Origin of the sequence: Streptomyces sp. NBC_00433, from assembly GCA_036015235.1 — a bacterium.
GTDB lineage: Bacteria > Actinomycetota > Actinomycetes > Streptomycetales > Streptomycetaceae > Actinacidiphila.
The window spans coordinates 4,316,651-4,333,067 of the sequence record CP107926.1; the positions used below are offsets into that span (position 1 = coordinate 4,316,651).

13 protein-coding genes and 2 pseudogenes are annotated in these 16,417 nt (G+C 73.6%); 3 read left to right on the forward strand and 12 right to left on the reverse strand.

What is annotated here, in order from left to right:
- Positions 1-100: 100 nt before the first annotated feature.
- Positions 101-523, forward strand: coding sequence for a DUF2752 domain-containing protein (locus OG900_18215; GenBank protein ID WUH91851.1), 423 nt, complete (start codon positions 101-103; stop codon positions 521-523).
- 27 nt (positions 524-550) lie between these two features.
- Here the strand turns inward: OG900_18215 and OG900_18220 are convergent, their stop codons facing one another.
- The 5 genes from OG900_18220 to bldG all read right to left on the reverse strand — a co-directional run bounded on the left by OG900_18220 (position 551) and on the right by bldG (position 6,468).
- Positions 551-2,083, reverse strand: coding sequence for a class I SAM-dependent methyltransferase (locus OG900_18220; protein ID WUH91852.1), 1,533 nt, complete (start codon positions 2,081-2,083; stop codon positions 551-553).
- A gap of 87 nt (positions 2,084-2,170) precedes the next feature.
- Positions 2,171-2,746, reverse strand: a complete 576-nt coding sequence (locus tag OG900_18225; GenBank protein ID WUH91853.1) for a small secreted protein — start codon at positions 2,744-2,746, stop codon at positions 2,171-2,173.
- Between the two features lie 244 nt (positions 2,747-2,990).
- A complete protein-coding gene (locus tag OG900_18230; protein ID WUH91854.1) occupies positions 2,991-5,387 on the reverse strand; it encodes a sodium-translocating pyrophosphatase in 2,397 nt (798 codons plus the stop codon).
- 244 nt (positions 5,388-5,631) lie between these two features.
- Positions 5,632-6,045: an ATP-binding protein gene (locus OG900_18235; GenBank protein WUH91855.1), complete on the reverse strand. Its 414-nt coding sequence runs from the start codon at positions 6,043-6,045 to the stop codon at positions 5,632-5,634.
- An 81-nt stretch (positions 6,046-6,126) separates the two neighbouring features.
- On the reverse strand, positions 6,127-6,468 hold the full coding sequence (bldG, locus tag OG900_18240) for an anti-sigma factor antagonist BldG (GenBank protein ID WUH91856.1): 342 nt from the start codon (positions 6,466-6,468) through the stop codon (positions 6,127-6,129).
- 182 nt (positions 6,469-6,650) lie between these two features.
- Between bldG and OG900_18245 the strand changes: the two genes are divergently transcribed.
- The gene (locus tag OG900_18245; GenBank protein ID WUH91857.1) at positions 6,651-9,392 is read left to right on the forward strand and encodes a DEAD/DEAH box helicase; all 2,742 of its coding nucleotides are present in this window, start codon (positions 6,651-6,653) and stop codon (positions 9,390-9,392) included.
- Here OG900_18245 and OG900_18250 read toward each other — a convergent pair.
- The 7 genes and pseudogenes from OG900_18250 to OG900_18280 form a co-directional block, all read right to left on the reverse strand.
- Positions 9,393-9,716: pseudogene (locus OG900_18250) on the reverse strand (flp pilus-assembly TadE/G-like family protein).
- Positions 9,713-10,117: a pilus assembly protein gene (locus OG900_18255; GenBank protein ID WUH91858.1), complete on the reverse strand. Its 405-nt coding sequence runs from the start codon at positions 10,115-10,117 to the stop codon at positions 9,713-9,715. Before OG900_18255 ends, OG900_18250 begins: the two are co-directional and overlap by 4 nt.
- Positions 10,104-10,274, reverse strand: a complete 171-nt coding sequence (locus OG900_18260) for a DUF4244 domain-containing protein (GenBank protein WUH95819.1) — start codon at positions 10,272-10,274, stop codon at positions 10,104-10,106. The genes OG900_18255 and OG900_18260 overlap by 14 nt, the downstream gene beginning before the upstream one ends.
- A 232-nt stretch (positions 10,275-10,506) precedes the next feature.
- Positions 10,507-10,920, reverse strand: coding sequence for a type II secretion system F family protein (locus tag OG900_18265; protein ID WUH95820.1), 414 nt, complete (start codon positions 10,918-10,920; stop codon positions 10,507-10,509).
- 540 nt (positions 10,921-11,460) lie between these two features.
- Positions 11,461-12,420: pseudogene (locus OG900_18270) on the reverse strand (type II secretion system F family protein).
- Positions 12,421-12,694: 274 nt separating this feature from the next.
- A complete protein-coding gene (locus OG900_18275) occupies positions 12,695-13,849 on the reverse strand; it encodes a TadA family conjugal transfer-associated ATPase (GenBank protein ID WUH91859.1) in 1,155 nt (384 codons plus the stop codon).
- The gene (locus OG900_18280) at positions 13,846-14,955 is read right to left on the reverse strand and encodes a CpaE-like family protein (GenBank protein WUH91860.1); all 1,110 of its coding nucleotides are present in this window, start codon (positions 14,953-14,955) and stop codon (positions 13,846-13,848) included. The genes OG900_18275 and OG900_18280 overlap by 4 nt, the downstream gene beginning before the upstream one ends.
- A gap of 437 nt (positions 14,956-15,392) precedes the next feature.
- Between OG900_18280 and OG900_18285 the strand changes: the two genes are divergently transcribed.
- Positions 15,393-16,238, forward strand: coding sequence for an HAD-IB family hydrolase (locus OG900_18285; protein WUH95821.1), 846 nt, complete (start codon positions 15,393-15,395; stop codon positions 16,236-16,238).
- Positions 16,239-16,417: the final 179 nt, after the last annotated feature.

The following is a 16,417-nucleotide window of genomic DNA, read 5'->3' on the forward strand; positions in this document are numbered from 1 at the left end:
GGTCCGGTTGCCGCGCTGATTCCGGTACGCGGTCCCCGGGATGTCGACCCCCTCGCCGGGCAGGTCGGCCGTGCCCGCGCCCTGAGCGCGTGACGCGGCGATGACCACCGCGGGTACCCGGACGGCCGGCGGCATGGCGCGGCGTGCCGCGGGACATCCGGCCGCGGCGCCGCTGGGCGCGCTGGCCGCGGCCCTTGCCGGGTCGCTGTATCTCCACGGCACCGACCCGCACCAGCCGGGCCACTGGCTGCCGCGCTGCCCCTTCAACTGGGCCACGGGGTTGCTCTGCCCGATCTGCGGGGCCACCCGCATGGCGTACGACCTGCTGCACGCGGACCCGGTGCGTGCCTTCCACGACAACGCGCTGCTGCTGGTCTGCACGCCTTTCCTGCTGGCCGTCGCCGGGCGCTGGACGGTGGCGGGCCTGCGCGGACGGCGTTGGCGCCCGGTGCTGGGGGCGCGGGCGTCGTATGCGGTGGGGGCGGTTCTGGTCGCGTGGGCGGTGCTGCGCAATCTGCGCTGACCCCCGGGTGACGCGGCCGTGTGAACCTCAGGGCGCCGGGTTGACGCCGTCGGGGACCGGGTCGAGGAAGCCCTGCTCGACCAGCATCCGGATGGAGCCGGGCGTTCGGTCGCGCAGCACCACCGGGTCGTCGCCGAGCAGTTGCGCGATGGCGTCGACGATCCGGCCGGCCGGCAGCGTACCGTCGCAGACCCCGGCGAAGCCCGCGCCGACGGTGTCGACCTTGGTGGCCCTGCGCATGCCGCGGGCGGAGCGCAGCACCACGTGCTCGGGGTCCTCGGCGCCCGGCAGCCCGACCTGCTCCTGGACCACCTCGTCGGAAAGCGTGAAGCGGGCTTCGAGCAGGTCGGCGTCGTCATGGCGGCGCAGGAAGTCCTGCCGGGCGAACCACGCGGCAATGTGCGGGCCGAGCGGCTGCTCCACCGGGTGCGGCCATTCCTCCGCGGTGATCACCGGCGCTTCGGCGCCCGACTTGCGCAGGGTGATCCATCCGAAGCCGATGCCGCTGACCTTCGCGTGCTCGAAGTCGTCGAGCCACGCGTCGTAGCGGGCGGCGTAGGTCGCGGGGTCGCTGCGGTGGTCACCGCCGTCGCGCAGCCACAGCTCGGCATATTGTGCGACGTCCTGCACCTCGCGCTGCACGATCCACGCGTCGCAGCCGCGCGGCACCCAGCCGCTGAGGCGCTCCCGCCAGTCCTGTCCTTCGGTGTGCTGCCAGTTGGCGAGCAGCTGGCACCAGCCGCCGTCGTTGAGGTGGTCGGCGGCCTGCTGGACCAGGGTGCGGCACAGGTCGTCGCCACCCATACCGCCGTCGCGGTAGGTGAAACGGCTGTCCGGCGAGATCACGAAGGGCGGGTTGGACACGATCAGGTCGTAGCGGTCGTCGCCGACCGGCTCGAAGAGGCTGCCGCGGCGCAGGTCGGGCTCGTGCGCGCCGGACAGCGCGAGGGTCAGCCGGGCGAAGTGCAGGGCGCGCGGGTTGACGTCGGTGGCCGTCACGCGGGTGGCGTGCTGGGCGGCGTGCAGTGCCTGGACGCCGGACCCGGTGCCCAGGTCGAGGGCGCTGCCGACCGGTTCGCGTACGGTCAGCCCGGCCAGCGTGGTGGACGCGCCGCCGACGCCGAGCACCAAATCGGCCCGGTCCACGCCGGGCGCGCTGCCGATGCCGCCCGCGCCGCCCACCGCGCAGCCCAGGTCGGACACGATCCACCAGTCGGCGCCGCCGTCACCGGCGTAGGGGCGAACGTCGACGGTGGCGCGTACGTCATCGCCGTCGCGCAGCAGCCAGCCGTCGGCGGCGTAGCGATCGAGGCCGGGGAGCGCGGCCCGGGCCCGTTCGTGGGGGACGGGGCGTTGCAGAAGGAAGAGCCTGACCAGGGTGTCCAGCGGGCTGTCGCCGCGGGTGGCGCGCAGCGCGGGCACGGTCTCGGCCCGCGACAGCGCCGCATAGGCGACGGCGCCGAGCAGGTCGAGGCAGCCGTCGGCCGTGAAGGCCGCGGCACGCAGGTCGTCCCGCAGGGCGGGCGCGCTGTCGGGGGCGGGGAGGTGAGGCGTCTGCACACCGGCCATTGTCGCGGACGCGGCGACGCCCGGCGCTCGGTGCGCGCGTCCGGTCCACTCGGCGCGCGCCTTCGAGGGAGGCCGCGGCTACGAACTGGTGGGCGACGCCGAGCCCGACACGCTCTGGCAGCCGGGCTGCTTGGCCAGTGCCTTGCCCTGGTCGCCCTGGCGCAGGGAGCTGAGCGCCTGCTCGCCGTCGGCGCTGGTCTGCTTGAACGAGTCGGACACGCCCTGCAGCCCTTCGGCGAATTTGTTCTGGTCGGTGGTGTTGAGCGCGTCGACCTGCTTCTTCAGCCCGGCGTACTGCGTGGACAGGATGGTGAACGACGTGACGGCCTTCTGCTGGAATTGGGCGCCGTCGCTGCCGGGCGCGGCGCCCGCCTGGCTGTAGATGCCGGCCAGCGCCTTGTAGGCGTCGGAGATCTGCTGGAAGGCGGCCGAGTCGGCGGCCTGCACGGCCTCCGGTTTGCCGCCGCTGTCGACCTTGGTCAGCGCCGTGTTCGCGTCGTTGATCTTCTTGGTCTGAGCCGCGGTCTGGTCGCAGACGCCCTTCGCCCAGGCGTCCAGCTTCTTGCCCGTGTCGTCGCTCGAACACGCCGACAGCGACGACAGCGCGAGCAGCGCGACCGCACAGGACAGCGCGAGCCTGTGGTTCAGCTTCACCGGTTGGGTCCCTTCCGTGGCCTCACGGCCCCGGAATTTACACGGGAAGGGGGTGCCGACCGCGAATCATCGGAAGAATTTGTCATCATTCGTCCGATATTCAAGCCATTCGTAGCAAGGGGCGGTACGGTGCGGCCCGCGCACTTCGCCTGGGCGGCGGACGGCCGGTCACGTCCGGCCGCCCGCCGCGGATCTGACGGAGTGACAGGTGTCACACCGCCGGTACATTGCGCCGGACGCGGTGTCAGGCGACCACCGTGGAGCCGCTCGCCTCGCGGTCCTGGCCGCCGCCGTCCCCGTCGCCCATGTCGTCGGCTCCGCCCATTGCCACGCCGCGGCGCTTGGAGATGTAGACCGCGGCCACGATGACCGCGATCGAGACGCCCGCCACGATGATCCGCACGGCGGCGTTGGCGTCGACGCCGTAGCTGAACTTGACCACGGCGGGGGCGATCAGCAGCGCCACCAGGTTCATCACCTTCAGCAGCGGGTTGATGGCCGGGCCCGCGGTGTCCTTGAAGGGGTCGCCCACGGTGTCGCCGATGACGGTCGCCTCGTGCGCCTCGCTGCCCTTGCCGCCGTGATGGCCGTCCTCGACGAGCTTCTTGGCGTTGTCCCACGCGCCGCCGGAGTTGGCCAGGAAGACCGCCATCAAGGTCCCGGCGCCGATCGCGCCGGCGAGATACGACGCCAGCGAGCCGATGCCGAGGCTGAAGCCCACCGCGACGGGCGCCAGGACGGCGAGCAGGCCGGGCGTGGCCAGCTCGCGCAGCGCGTCCTTGGTACAGATGTCCACCACCCGGCCGTATTCGGGCAGTTCGGTGCCGTCCATGATGCCCGGGTGGTCGTGGAACTGCCGGCGCACCTCGTAGACCACCGCGCCCGCCGACCGGGACACCGCGCTGATCGCCAGGCCCGAGAAGAGGAAGACCACCGCCGCGCCGAAGAGCAGCCCCACCAAATTGTTGGGCTGCGAGATGTCCAGGGACAGCCAGCGCGCGTCGGAGGCACCCGGATGCGCCTTGGCGACCGCCGTGTCGACGGCCTCCTTGAAAGAGCCGAACAGCGCGGTCGCCGCCAGCACCGCCGTGGCGATGGCGATGCCCTTGGTGATGGCCTTGGTGGTGTTGCCGACCGCGTCGAGGTCGGTGAGGACCTGCGCGCCCTCGCCGTGGACGTCGCCCGACATCTCGGCGATGCCCTGCGCATTGTCGGAGACCGGCCCGAAGGTGTCCATGGCGACGATGACGCCGACCGTGGTCAGCAGCCCTGTGCCGGCCAGGGCGACCGCGAAGAGCGCCAGCCAGACCGAGGTGCCGCCGAGCAGGAAGGCGCCGTAGACGGACAGGCCGATCAGCAGCGCCGAGTAGACCGCGGACTCCAGGCCGAGCGAGATGCCGGACAGCACGACCGTGGCCGGGCCGGTCAGCGAGCTCTTGCCGATGTCGCGGACCGGGCGCCGGGAGGTCTCGGTGAAGTAGCCGGTGAGCTGCTGGATCAGCGCGGCCAGCACGATGCCGATGGCGACCGCCACCAGGGCCAGCACCCGCGGATCTCCCGAGTGCCCGCTGATGTCGGCGCCGACCCCGTCGAGGTCGGCGTAGGAGGACGGCAGATAGGCGTAGACGGCCACCGCGACGCCCGCCATCGAGATCACCGCGGAGATGAAGAAGCCGCGGTTGATGGCCGACATGCCGCTGCGGTCGGACCGCCGGGGCGCGACCGCGAAGATGCCGATCATCGCGGTGAGCACCCCGATCGCCGGGATGAGCAGCGGGAAGGCCAGGCCCGAGTCGCCGAACGCGACCTTGCCGAGGATCAGCGCCGCCACCAGGGTGACGGCGTAGGACTCGAAGAGGTCGGCCGCCATGCCGGCGCAGTCGCCCACGTTGTCGCCGACGTTGTCCGCGATGGTCGCGGCATTGCGCGGGTCGTCCTCGGGGATGCCCTGCTCGACCTTGCCGACCAGGTCGGCGCCCACGTCGGCGGCCTTGGTGAAGATGCCGCCGCCGACCCGCATGAACATCGCGAGCAGCGCCGCGCCGAAACCGAAGCCTTCGAGCACCTTGGGCGCGTCGGCCTTGTAGATCAGCACGACGGCGGAGGCGCCGAGCAGGCCGAGTCCCACGGTGAACATTCCGACGACGCCGCCGGTCCTGAATGCGATCTTCATCGCCCGGTGCGAGACGTCCGTCAAATCCGCGGCCGGCTCTCCGGCTTCCGGTGTCGCCGCTCTCGCCGCCGCCGCGACCCGCACATTGCTGCGGACCGCGAGCCACATTCCGACGTATCCGGTGATCGCCGAGAAAACGGCGCCGACCAGAAAGAAGATCGATCGGCCGATACGCTGCGAGGTGTCGTCCGCGGGAAGCAGCATGAGCAGGAAGAATGCCGCGACGGCGAAGACCGCCAGCGTACGGAACTGCCGTGCGAGGTAGGCGTTGGCGCCTTCCTGCACGGCAGCAGCGATCTTCTTCATACTGTCGGTGCCCTCGTCAGCCGCGAGCACTTGACGTACCAACACCGCGGCGAGCGCGAGGGCGGCCACCGCGACCACCGCGATGATCCATACCAGCAGGCGGTTTCCGTCAGTCAGTACCGGGTCCGCAGCGAGCGTGTGAGGGGTAAGTGGCCCCGCCATTCGTCCTCCTTGACGTTTGGCGCATGGGCGTGCGGCTCCTACGGCTCGACAAAGCCGCGACGCTCAGGCGAGCTGAGCAAGATGGACGGATTGTAGGGAGCCGCAGAAGATCAAAAAAGGGTGCCCGTCGGGAATTCCCACGGTAATTGCACAACCGGACATTCGCCCGACGAAGGTCACCGAGCGGCCGAAGGCCGGTCGGCGACGACTCACACGGCCGTTTCCAGCCGGACCCGGTCGGCCTCTAGGCGGACACGGTCGGCCAGCTCATGCGGATCACTCCGCCGGCGGCACCCTCGATGACCTCGACGTCGTCCACCAGACCGCTGATCACGGCCAGGCCCATCTCGCCCTCGTCGTCGGCCGCCTCGTCCGCGCCGACGTCCGGCGAGGAGCCGGAGGAATTGCCGGGGACCTCGTCGGCGACCTCGATGGAGAACTTCTTCTCGTCCTCGTTGAGCATCACGCGCACCGGCGCCTCGATGCCGTTGCTGCGGTGCAGCCCGACGGCCCGGCTGCACGCCTCGCCGACCGCGAGCCGCACCTCGTCCAGAGCCGCCTCGTCCACCCCTGCCCGGCGCGCCACAGCAGCCGCCACGAGCCGTGCTGTGCGCACATGCTCCGGCTGGGCGCTGAAGAGCAGTTCTACGGTGGGCATGGCCTCCCCCTCGGTTCTTGGGCGGGCATCACAGGGGTCCGGACGGTGGTCCCGTCCGGTACCCCTTCGCTCGGGCGAAGATCAGTCGGTCGCCGCGACAGCCTCGTCGACCGAGGTGTGAATCGGGAACACCTTGGTCAGACCGGTGATACGGAAAATCTTCAGGATGCGCTCCTGGTTGCACACCAGTCGCAACGACCCCTCATGCGCGCGCACCCGCTTGAGGCCGCCGACGAGCACACCCAGTCCGGTGGAGTCGAGGAAGTCGACTCCCTCCATGTCCACGACCAGGTGGTAACTCCCGTCGTTCACGAGCTCCACCAGCTGCTCACGCAGCTTGGGCGCGGTGTACACATCAATCTCGCCGCCGACCTCGACGATCGTGCGATCGCCGACGGTTCGGGTCGACAGGGACAGGTCCACGGATCCTCCAGCACCTTGCATCGACGCGGCTCCCCCAGGGGCCTCCCCACCGAGGAGTAGGGGCCTTCCCACCGAAGGTAGGGGAAGGACCGGCAGCCGCGATGGCATTCAATCACTTCGCAGTGGGCCAGCACGACGCCTTACTGCGATTGTCGGTCACGCCGGTGACACACTGAGTGCCGATGGCTCAGGATCGTCTTCCGCAGTCGGCGCACGGCCGCCCGTCCCCCCGCACCGCTCTGGAGCGGCTTGCCACGGGGGCAGACCGGGCCGCACGCATCACCCATACGGAGCACCTGCCCCCGCGGGTCGGACGTCATGCATTCTGGCCCGCGGGCATCAGGCCGGAGGTCGAGGCGGCCATCGCGGCGGCCGGGATCGACCGTCCGTGGGAGCACCAGGCGCTCGCCGCCGAGCACGCGGCCCGCGGCGAGTCGGTGGTCGTCGCCACCGGCACGGCCTCCGGGAAGTCGCTGGGCTATCTGGCGCCGGTCCTCAGCGCGCTGCTGGACGGCGTCGACGCCCCGGGCGCCGGCGGCCGCGGCGCCACCGCGCTCTACCTGGCGCCCACCAAGGCGCTGGCCGCCGACCAGCGGCGGGCCGTGAGCGCGCTCGCGGCACCGCTGGGCACCGCGATCCGCCCCGCGGTCTACGACGGCGACACGCCCGTCGAGGAACGCGAATGGGTCAGGCAGTACGCCACCTACGTGCTCACCAACCCGGACATGCTGCACCGCGGCATCCTGCCGGGACACGCCCGCTGGTCCACCTTCCTGCGCCATCTGCGCTACGTCGTGATCGACGAGTGCCACACCTACCGCGGGGTCTTCGGCTCGCACGTCGCCCAGGTGCTGCGCCGGCTGCGGCGGATCTGCGCCCGCTACGGGGCCGAGCCGGTCTTCCTGCTCGCCTCCGCCACCGCCGCCGACCCGGCCCGCGCCGCCTCCCGGCTCACCGGCGTACGGGTCGCCGAGGTCACCGACGACGCCTCGCCGCGCGGCGAGCTGGCCTTCGCCCTGTGGGAGCCGCCGCTGACCCGGCTGTCCGGCGAGCACGGGGCCCCGGTCCGCCGCACCGCCACCGCCGAGGCCGCCGACCTGCTCACCGACCTGGTGCTCCAGGGCGTCCGCACGGTCGCCTTCGTGCGCTCCCGGCGTGGCGCCGAGCTCGTCGCGCTGATCGCCCAGGAGCGCCTCGCCGAGATCGACCCCGCGCTCCCGGCCCGGGTCGCCGCCTACCGCGGCGGCTACCTCCCCGAGGAGCGCCGGGCCCTCGAACGCGACCTGCACTCCGGCCGGCTGCTCGGCCTCGCCTCCACCTCCGCGCTGGAACTGGGCGTGGACATCTCCGGGCTCGACGCCGTCATCCTGGCCGGCTACCCCGGCACCCGCGCCTCGCTGTGGCAGCAGGCCGGCCGGGCCGGACGCTCCGGGCAGGGCGCGCTCGCCGTCATGGTCGGCCGCGACGACCCGCTGGACACATATCTGGTCCACCACCCCGAGGCGATCTTCGAACAGCCCGTCGAATCCACCGTCCTCGACCCGGACAACCCGTACGTCCTCGCCCCGCACCTGTGCGCCGCCGCTGCCGAACTCCCGCTCACCGACGACGACCTCGCCCTCTTCGGACCCGAGGCGCCCGCGCTGGTCGCGCAGCTGGAGCGGCGCGGGCTGCTGCGGCGCCGCGCGGCCGGCTGGTTCTGGACCCGGCGGGAACGGGCCGCCGACCTCGCCGACATCCGCGGCGAGGGCGGCAAGCCGATCCAGGTCGTGGAGTCCTCGACCGGGCGCCTGCTGGGCACGGTCGACGCCTCCTCGGCCCACACCGCCGTCCACGACGGCGCCGTCCACCTCCACCGGGGCCGCACCTACCTGGTCGAACGCCTCGACCTGGACGACGACGTCGCCCTGGTCGCCCGCGCCGACCCGCCGTACTCGACCATGGCCCGCGACACCACCGCCGTCCGGGTGCTGTCCACCGACATCGAGGAGCCCTGGGGCGAGGCCCGCATCCACTTCGGCTCGGTCGAGGTCACCCACCAGGTGGTGTCCTACCTTCGCCGCCGGCTGCTCACCGGCGAGGTCCTCGGCGAGACCAAGCTCGACCTCCCGCCGCGCACCCTGCGCACCCGCGCCGTCTGGTGGACCGTCACCGACGGCCAGCTGGACTCCGCCGGAATCCACCCCGAGGAGCTGCCAGGCGCCCTGCACGCCGCCGAGCACGCCTCCATCGGCCTCCTCCCGCTGTTCGCCACCTGCGACCGCTGGGACATCGGCGGCGTGTCCGTACCGCTGCACGCCGACACCGGCCTGCCCACCGTCTTCGTCTACGACGGCCACCCCGGCGGCGCCGGCTTCGCCGAACGCGCCTTCCACACCGCCCGCACCTGGCTCACCGCCACCCGCGAGGCCATCGCCGCCTGCGAATGCGATCTCGGCTGCCCCTCCTGCGTCCAGTCCCCCAAGTGCGGCAACGGCAACGACCCGCTCGACAAGGCCGCCGCAGTCCGCCTCCTCACCTCCCTCCTGTCCTCCGCGCCCGCCCCCGAAGCGCAGCCCGATCCGGCCGCAGAGACCTCCGAGGGCGCGGGGGCCGAAGGGCCCGCCGCCGAGCCCGCGGCCGCATCCGCACCGCCCGACAGCCCCGACGCGCAGCCCGCCGCCACGCCCGCGCCCTCCGACGACACCGCCGCCGAAGACACCGCCGGGCTCGAGGACAGCGACGCGGCCAGGCAGCCCGACGACGCGGGCGCCGAAGGCTCCGCCGCCGGCAGCAACGGCCCCGCCGGGCCGACGTCGAGCGGCCGGGACGGCGGCCCGGCGGACACCGCGCCCGGCGCATCCCAGCCGCCCGACGGCGGGGGCGTCGAAGGGCCCGCCGGGCCCGAGGGCCGCGACCCGGGTGGCCGGGGCCGGGTCGAGTGATGGGCCCGCGCGGGAGCGCACCTCGGCTCCGCCGACGTCCGCCACCACGTCGGAGAACTCGCCGGTGACAGTGCAGGCGGCCAGTCGGGCGCCCTGGGCCGTCGCGACCTCGACCGCGAGGGCGCAGGCGGCGCTGCGGCCGTCCAGGGCGTGGTCGGCCGCGGCGAGGGCGGCCAGATCCGCCGCGGCGCCCGCCCGGTGCCGCAGGACGACCGCCTGACCCATGAACAGCCCGGTGGCGAAGACCGCCAGGAGCACGGCGACGATGCCCAGCGACCACACCGTGGCCGAACCCCGGTCGCCGTGCCCGCGCCGCCCGGTCATGGCCCGCCACCCCCGTCCACGGTGTCCTCGGCGAGGGCGGCGGCCTGCGCCGTCAGCGTGACCGGGAAGCGGGGCCAGGGCACGGTCACCCGCACGGTGACGAGGTCCCCCGCCCGGCCCGCGCTCACCCGCGCCCCGGAGGGCGCGGCCTCCCGCGCCACCTCGAGCACATCGGCGGCCTGCTCCGACCTGGCCGCCGCCCGGGCCCCGGCCCGCGCCGCGTCCACGCACCTGACCTGGGCCGCCGCGGCGGCCAGGCCCCAGATCAGCAACCCGGCCAGCACGACCAGCACCGGAATGACGATCGCCGTCTCCGCCGTGACATATCCCCGCTCGCCGCGCCCCGCGGGCTCCCGGCCGGGAAAGTGGCCGGGAGCCGCGCGGCGGTCAGAACGACGCATGGAGCGCCTTCTCGATCACCGCGGTGAGCGCGGACTTCACGGGCCCGCTGGTCACGATCTTGTAGAGCACGGCCGCGAAACCGCACGCCGCAATGGTCCCTACGGCGTATTCCGCCGTACTCATTCCAGCCTCGGCCGCCGCCCGGCAACTGCGCATCCTGCGGTCCCACCACGCCGGAAGACGTCGGACGGACGTCCTGCGGCTGTTCACGTCGAGCGGCTGCCGCACGGTCTTCCCCGCCGGCCTGCACTTGATGATGCCCATGGTCATTTCCTCCTGTTTCGGGTTGCCCTGGAGCCGGTTCCGGACCGGTCCCGGGCCGATTCGGGGCGTGCGGAACCACGCCCCCTGCTGTGTGTTCGATCTGCGGCGCCGGCGTCGGGCCGGCTCAGCCGCTGCCGGCGCCCAGCACCGTGCCTGCCAGGCCGATCACCACCGGCACGACGCCGACCAGCAGAAAGGCCGGCAGGAAGCACAGGCCGAGGGGTGCGGTGGCCAGCACCGCGGCCCGCCTGGCCCCTGCGAGGGCCGTGCGGCCGTGCGCGGCACGGAGGTCCGCGGCCAGCCGGGACATCTCCGCCACCGGTGCGACACCGGTCGTGGAGGCCCTGGCCAGGCACCGGCCCATCTCACGGGCCGCGGGCAGTCCGCCGAAGCGCTGCCAGCACTCCGCCGGGTCCCCGCCGAGCCGCAACTCGGCCTGAGCCCGTATCAGCGCGGCCCCCAACGTCCCGCCCAGACAGCCGCCCACCGCCCCGGCCGCCTCGCCCGGACTCGCTCCCGCGGCCAGACAGGCCGCCATAAGGTCGGCGCACAGAGGCAGTTGCGCCGGATCGGGCTCCGGGGGCGCCGTGCGGCCGTCTGCGGCCCTCAGGCGACCCCGGAGCACCCGGAGGACCCCGGCGGCCGCAAGCAGCCCCACAAGGACGCCCAGCGCCCCGCCGACGAGTGCTCCCGCCACGAGCCCGGCGGCTGCCGCGGGACCCCAGCGCCGTACGGGACCGCCGACCGCCTGCCGCAGTCGGTCGGGCTCTACCCGGCGCGTCCGCACCTCGCCCAGTGCGGCGCGCAGCCGCCTGACCCGTTTGCGCTGCGACCCGCCGCCCCCGGCGACGGCCAGCGCTCCGCCGGCGGCGGCCAGCGCCGCGACGGCTGTCCCCAGGCTGTGGACAGAGCCGGCGCCGGCGCTCGCGACGGCCACCACCGCCACCGCCCGCGGCCCCCGGTCCGCCCGCTCCACCTCGCCCAGACCGGCCGGCTCCCGCCGCACCAGCCGGCCCGGCCCACCAGGCCCGCCCGGCGCCAGGGTCCGGTCGGCCGCCGGAGCCGCACCGCGCCCGTTCTCCGCCGCGCGGATGATGCGGGCCGTCCAGGCGAGACCCGCCCACTCCAGAAGGCCGCCCACCAGCAGGCACAACAGGCCGGTCGCAGTGTGGAGGAGGACCCGCGCGGGCCTGGCGCCAAGGCCCGCGCCCAGCACGACGCCGAACAGCGGCAGCAGCGCCAGCAGCCCCGCGGTGGACCGCGGGCCCGCCAACTGCGCCCGCAGGTCGTCGCGCTGGTCGGCCTCGGCCCGTAGCGCGGCGGCCACCCGGTCGAGGGCGGCGGCCAGGCCCGCGCCACCGTCCACCGCGACCTGCCAGCAGGCCGCCACCGCGGCCAGGCCGCGCGTGCCCTCCGACAGCCGGGCCGCCACCCGCAGCGCCTGCGGCACGTCGCCGCCGAATCTGGCGGCCGACAGCAGCAGCCGTGCGGCGCCGGACAGCTCCGGCACATCAGGCCAGCCGGCCGCCTCGACCGTGTCGCCGAGCGCGGCATGCGGCGGGCGGCCCGCCCGCAGGTCACCGGCCAGCGCTCCGCACAGCGCGCCGACCGCCGCGGCACCGCGCTCGGCCGCCGCCCGCTCGGCCCGCCGCCGCAGCGCGCGCCCGGCCGGCGGGACCGCCGCCATCCCGGCGAGCAGCGGCAGCACCGACCGGGTCGCCGCCGCGAGCACCGCCCCGGCCGGCAGGCACAGCACCTCGGCACGGGCCCACCGGTGCCACCACCGCGGCCCGTTGCCACCCCGCACGGCATACCGCCCCGCGCGGCACCGCAGCACCTCGACCACTTCCCGCAGCCGCTCCCCGGGCCCGCCACCGGAACCGCGCGCCGTCCGCGTCCTCTTCCGGCCGTCCGGCCAGTCCCCGCCGAGCGTCCGCCGAGCCCGCCACCGCAGCCTGCCGTCGTCCACGACCGCCCACAGGAGCACGCCGACACACATCACGGCGGCCCACGCCACCGCCATCGGATCGGTCGCCATCACACCCCACCCCCGAGCCCCGGCACCGCGGCCCGGCGCACATCGCCGACCGACAGGCACGGCCCTCGTCGACCGGGAGCGGCACGTCCGGAACCGCCCGACCCGCTCACGGCGCGCCCCCGCGACCAGGACCCATCGGCAGGCGATCTCCGCCGCCCTCCGGCCGCGCTCGCGAAACCGCCCGTCGCGCCCGCGGCAGACCTTGGCCCGCACCGCGCACCGCCGTCCGGGGCACGCCGCTCCAGCCATCCGCAGGTCGGACCAGCCTGGCGCTTCATGACGCACCCCGCGCACACAGCTGCCGCAACCGCTGCCAGCCAGGCCCGCGTTCGTACCGGCCACCGCTGTCGCGCAGAAGTGCGGGCACGGTGCCGACCAGGCCGTCGGAGCCGCGGTGCAGCACATGGATCTCGGCGACCCTGCGCAGGCCCGCGCTGTCGCGGGCCAGGTGGACGACCAGGGACAGGGCCGCCGCCAACTGGCTGTGGAGGGCGGCTCTGTCGAGCCCCGCGGTCGAGCCGAGGGCTTCCAGCCGGGCCGGGACGTCGGCTGCCGCATTGGCGTGGACCGTGCCGCAGCCGCCCTCATGACCGGTGTTCAGGGCGCTGAGCAGGTCGGTGACCTCAGCGCCGCGCACCTCGCCGACCACCAGACGGTCGGGCCGCATCCGCAGCGCCTGGCGGACCAGGTCCCGCAGGGTGACCTCGCCCGCGCCCTCCTGGTTGGCCGGGCGGGTCTCCAGTCGGACGACATGCGGGTGGTCGGGCCGCAATTCCGCGGAGTCCTCGGCGAGCACGATGCGCGCGGCGGGATCGACCAGGCCCAGGAGGCAGGACAGCAAGGTGGTCTTGCCGGAGCCGGTGCCGCCGCTGATCATGAAGGAGAGCCGGGCGTCCAGCACGGACCGCAGCAGCGCGGCGGTCCCGGCGTCCAGAGTGCCCGCGGTGACCAGCTCGCCGAGGGTGAAGGCGCGGGAGCGCACCACCCGCAGCGACAGGCAGGGTGAGCCGACCACGACCGGCGGCAGCACCGCGTGCAGCCTGGTGCCGTCCGGCAGCCGGGCGTCGACCCAGGGACGCGCGTCGTCGAGCCGCCGTCCTGCGCTGGTCGCGAGCCGCTGCGCGAGCCTGCGGACGGCGGCGGTGTCGGCGAAGCGGACCGTGCCGCGCTCCAGACCCCTGCCACGGTCGATCCACACCTCGTCAGGTCCGTTGACCAGGATGTCGGTGACCTGCGGGTCGGCGAGCAACGGCTCCAGCGGGCCCGCGCCGACCAGCTCCGACCTGAGGGCGCCGACCACGCCGAGCACTTCGGTGTCCCCGAGCAGCCGGCCCTGTGCGCGCAGCGCCGCCGCGACCCGGGCGGGCGTCGCCTCGCCGCCGTGCTCGGCGAGCCTGAGCCGCACGGCGTCGAGCAGCTCGGCGCTCATACCGCCACGCTCCCGCCGCCTGCGAGCGCCTGCGTGAGGAAAGCGGTGCAGAAGCGGGCGAGCGGCCCGCGCCCCGACGAGCCCGGTGGTCCCCCGCCGCTGAGCGCGTCGGCGGCCCTGCTCTCCAGGGGCAGTTCGCCTGCCAGCGGGAGTCCGACCAGCCGGGCGGTCTCGCGGTCGTCGAGCCCGGCGGCGAAGGGGCCGCGGGCCACCACCCGCAGGTCCTTGAGGACCATGCTGACGGCCGCGGCGACCCGGGTGGCGGCCGCGACCGCGCGCAGCTCGGCCGGCACGACCAGCAGGCCGACGTCGATCTGGGCCAAGGTCTCGGCGACCGCCTCGTCCACCCGGCGCGGCAGGTCGACCACCACCACCCCGCCGCGGCGCCGGGCGGCGCCGAGCACCGACCTCATGGCCTGCGCGGGGATGAGCACGGAGTCCCCGCGGTCCCAGCTGAGCACGCTGAGCGATTCGAGCCGCGGCAGGGACTCCTCCAGCGCTCCGCTGTTGACCCGGCCGCGCGAGTCGGCGAGGTCGGGCCAGCGCAGCCCGCCGGTCCGCTCCGCCCCGACCAGGATGTCGAGGCCGCCGCCGAGCGGATCGCCGTCGATGAGCATGGTGCGGCGGCCGGCCCGCGCCGAGGTGACGGCGAGAGCGCAGGCCAGAGTGCTGGCGCCGGCGCCGCCGCGGCCGCCCACCACCCCGATGGTCAGGGCGGGTCGGCCGACGCCTTCCGCGATGTCGGCGATCCGGTCGACCAGCCACGTCTCGGCGTCGGGCAGCAGCAGGACGTGGTCGGCGCCCACATCCAGCGCTCTGCGCCACACCTCGGAGTCGTCCAGGTCCCGCCCGACGAGCAGGACCCCCTTTCGGCGGGCCGTCCCGCGCACCCGGTCGGTCGCCTCGGCGCCCACCAGGACCAGTGGGGCGCTGTCCCAACTCGACGCGCGAGGTGGCGCGGCGAAGACGACTTCCGGTTCGGAACCGGCGGCCGCGCAGAGGCGCAGCAGGTCGTCGAGGAGCCTTTCGTCATCCGTGACAATCAGCGGTCCGCCCGGCCGTTCGCCTGCGGTCCGCGGTGGTTCGGGCGTGATGGATCCGAACATTTCTCTGCCCCCGTCGCTTGAGATGCGAGCACGGCGTGCGTCGCTGAGATCAGCTTGGGGCGAGAAGCGGGAATTGAGATGATCTTGGTCGGAATCTGTGGACAACTCGGCGCCTGTGGATAACCCGCCACCCACACGGGTGACTTCGCGACGAGCGGGCAACGATTACGGAACGTCACACGTCGTACGAGACAGAGCCCGCACACACGTGAAGGAGACCCTCATGGTCGAGCACGGCACACGACCCGGCCGAAGGCGGCAGAACGGGTCCGGACATGCGACGACCCCCGCCGGGGGGGAGAGCGGGGGTCGTCCCCACGGTCCGACTCGGGGGGGGAGGAGCCAGACCGGGTTAGCACGGTCGCGAACGATCCGTGACTTCCATGGTGTACCCGATGGCCTTCGAGAGCAAACCCACGCGCCTGACCTTAGGCCGAATGGTGGTTGCCTATGCTCGTCCTGTGGAAAACCACCTGCCACCGCGCACCGCGGCGTTCTTCGATCTCGACAAGACCGTGATCGCCAAGTCCAGCACGCTCGCCTTCGGGCGATCCTTCTACCAGGGCGGCCTCATCAACAGGCGCGCGGTATTGCGCACCGCGTATGCCCAGTTCGTGTACTTGGTCGGCGGCGCAGATCACGACCAGATGGAAGGCATGCGCAAATACCTCTCCGAGCTGTGCCGTGGCTGGAATGTCCAGCAGGTGCGGGAGATCGTCGCCGAGACGCTGCACGACCTGATCGACCCGATCATCTACGACGAGGCGGCGTCGCTCATCGAGGAGCACCACGCCGCCGGCCGTGACGTCGTCATCGTCAGCGCCTCCGGTTCCGAGGTGGTCGAGCCGATCGGCGAGATGCTCGGCGCCGACCATGTGGTCGCCACCCGGATGGTGGTGAAGGACGGCGCGTACAACGGCGAGATCGAGCACTATGTCTACGGGCCCGCGAAGGCCGAGGCGATCGAGGAGCTCGCCCGCTCGGAGGGCTACGACCTGGAGCGGTGCTTCGCCTACAGCGATTCGGTGACCGACATCCCCATGCTGGAGTCCGTCGGCCACCCCTACGCGGTCAACCCGGACCGGGCGCTGCGCCGGGAGGCCGTCGTGCGCGAATGGCCGGTGCTCACTTTCAGCCGTCCGGTCCGGCTGAACCAGCGCATCCCGTCGCTGTCGATGCCGGCCGGCTCGGTGCTCGCGGCGGCCGCCGTGGGCGCCGCCGCCGCCACGGCGGGGCTGGTCTGGCTGGCGGCCCGCCGACGCCGGCCGGTTGTTATGTCGTAATTCGACCGAAAGTAAAGAAGTGCCGCCAGGGGTTCCACTACCGGCCGGTCGGCGGTAAAAAGGTGGTAACGGCCCGCGAGACCACGGACTTCCGAGAGGAAGACCGCAGTTCACAGCAGTTGGCCCACGGACCGAGCACGAAAGCCGGGCACCCACGCGTAGCCGACCCGCCAACCGGG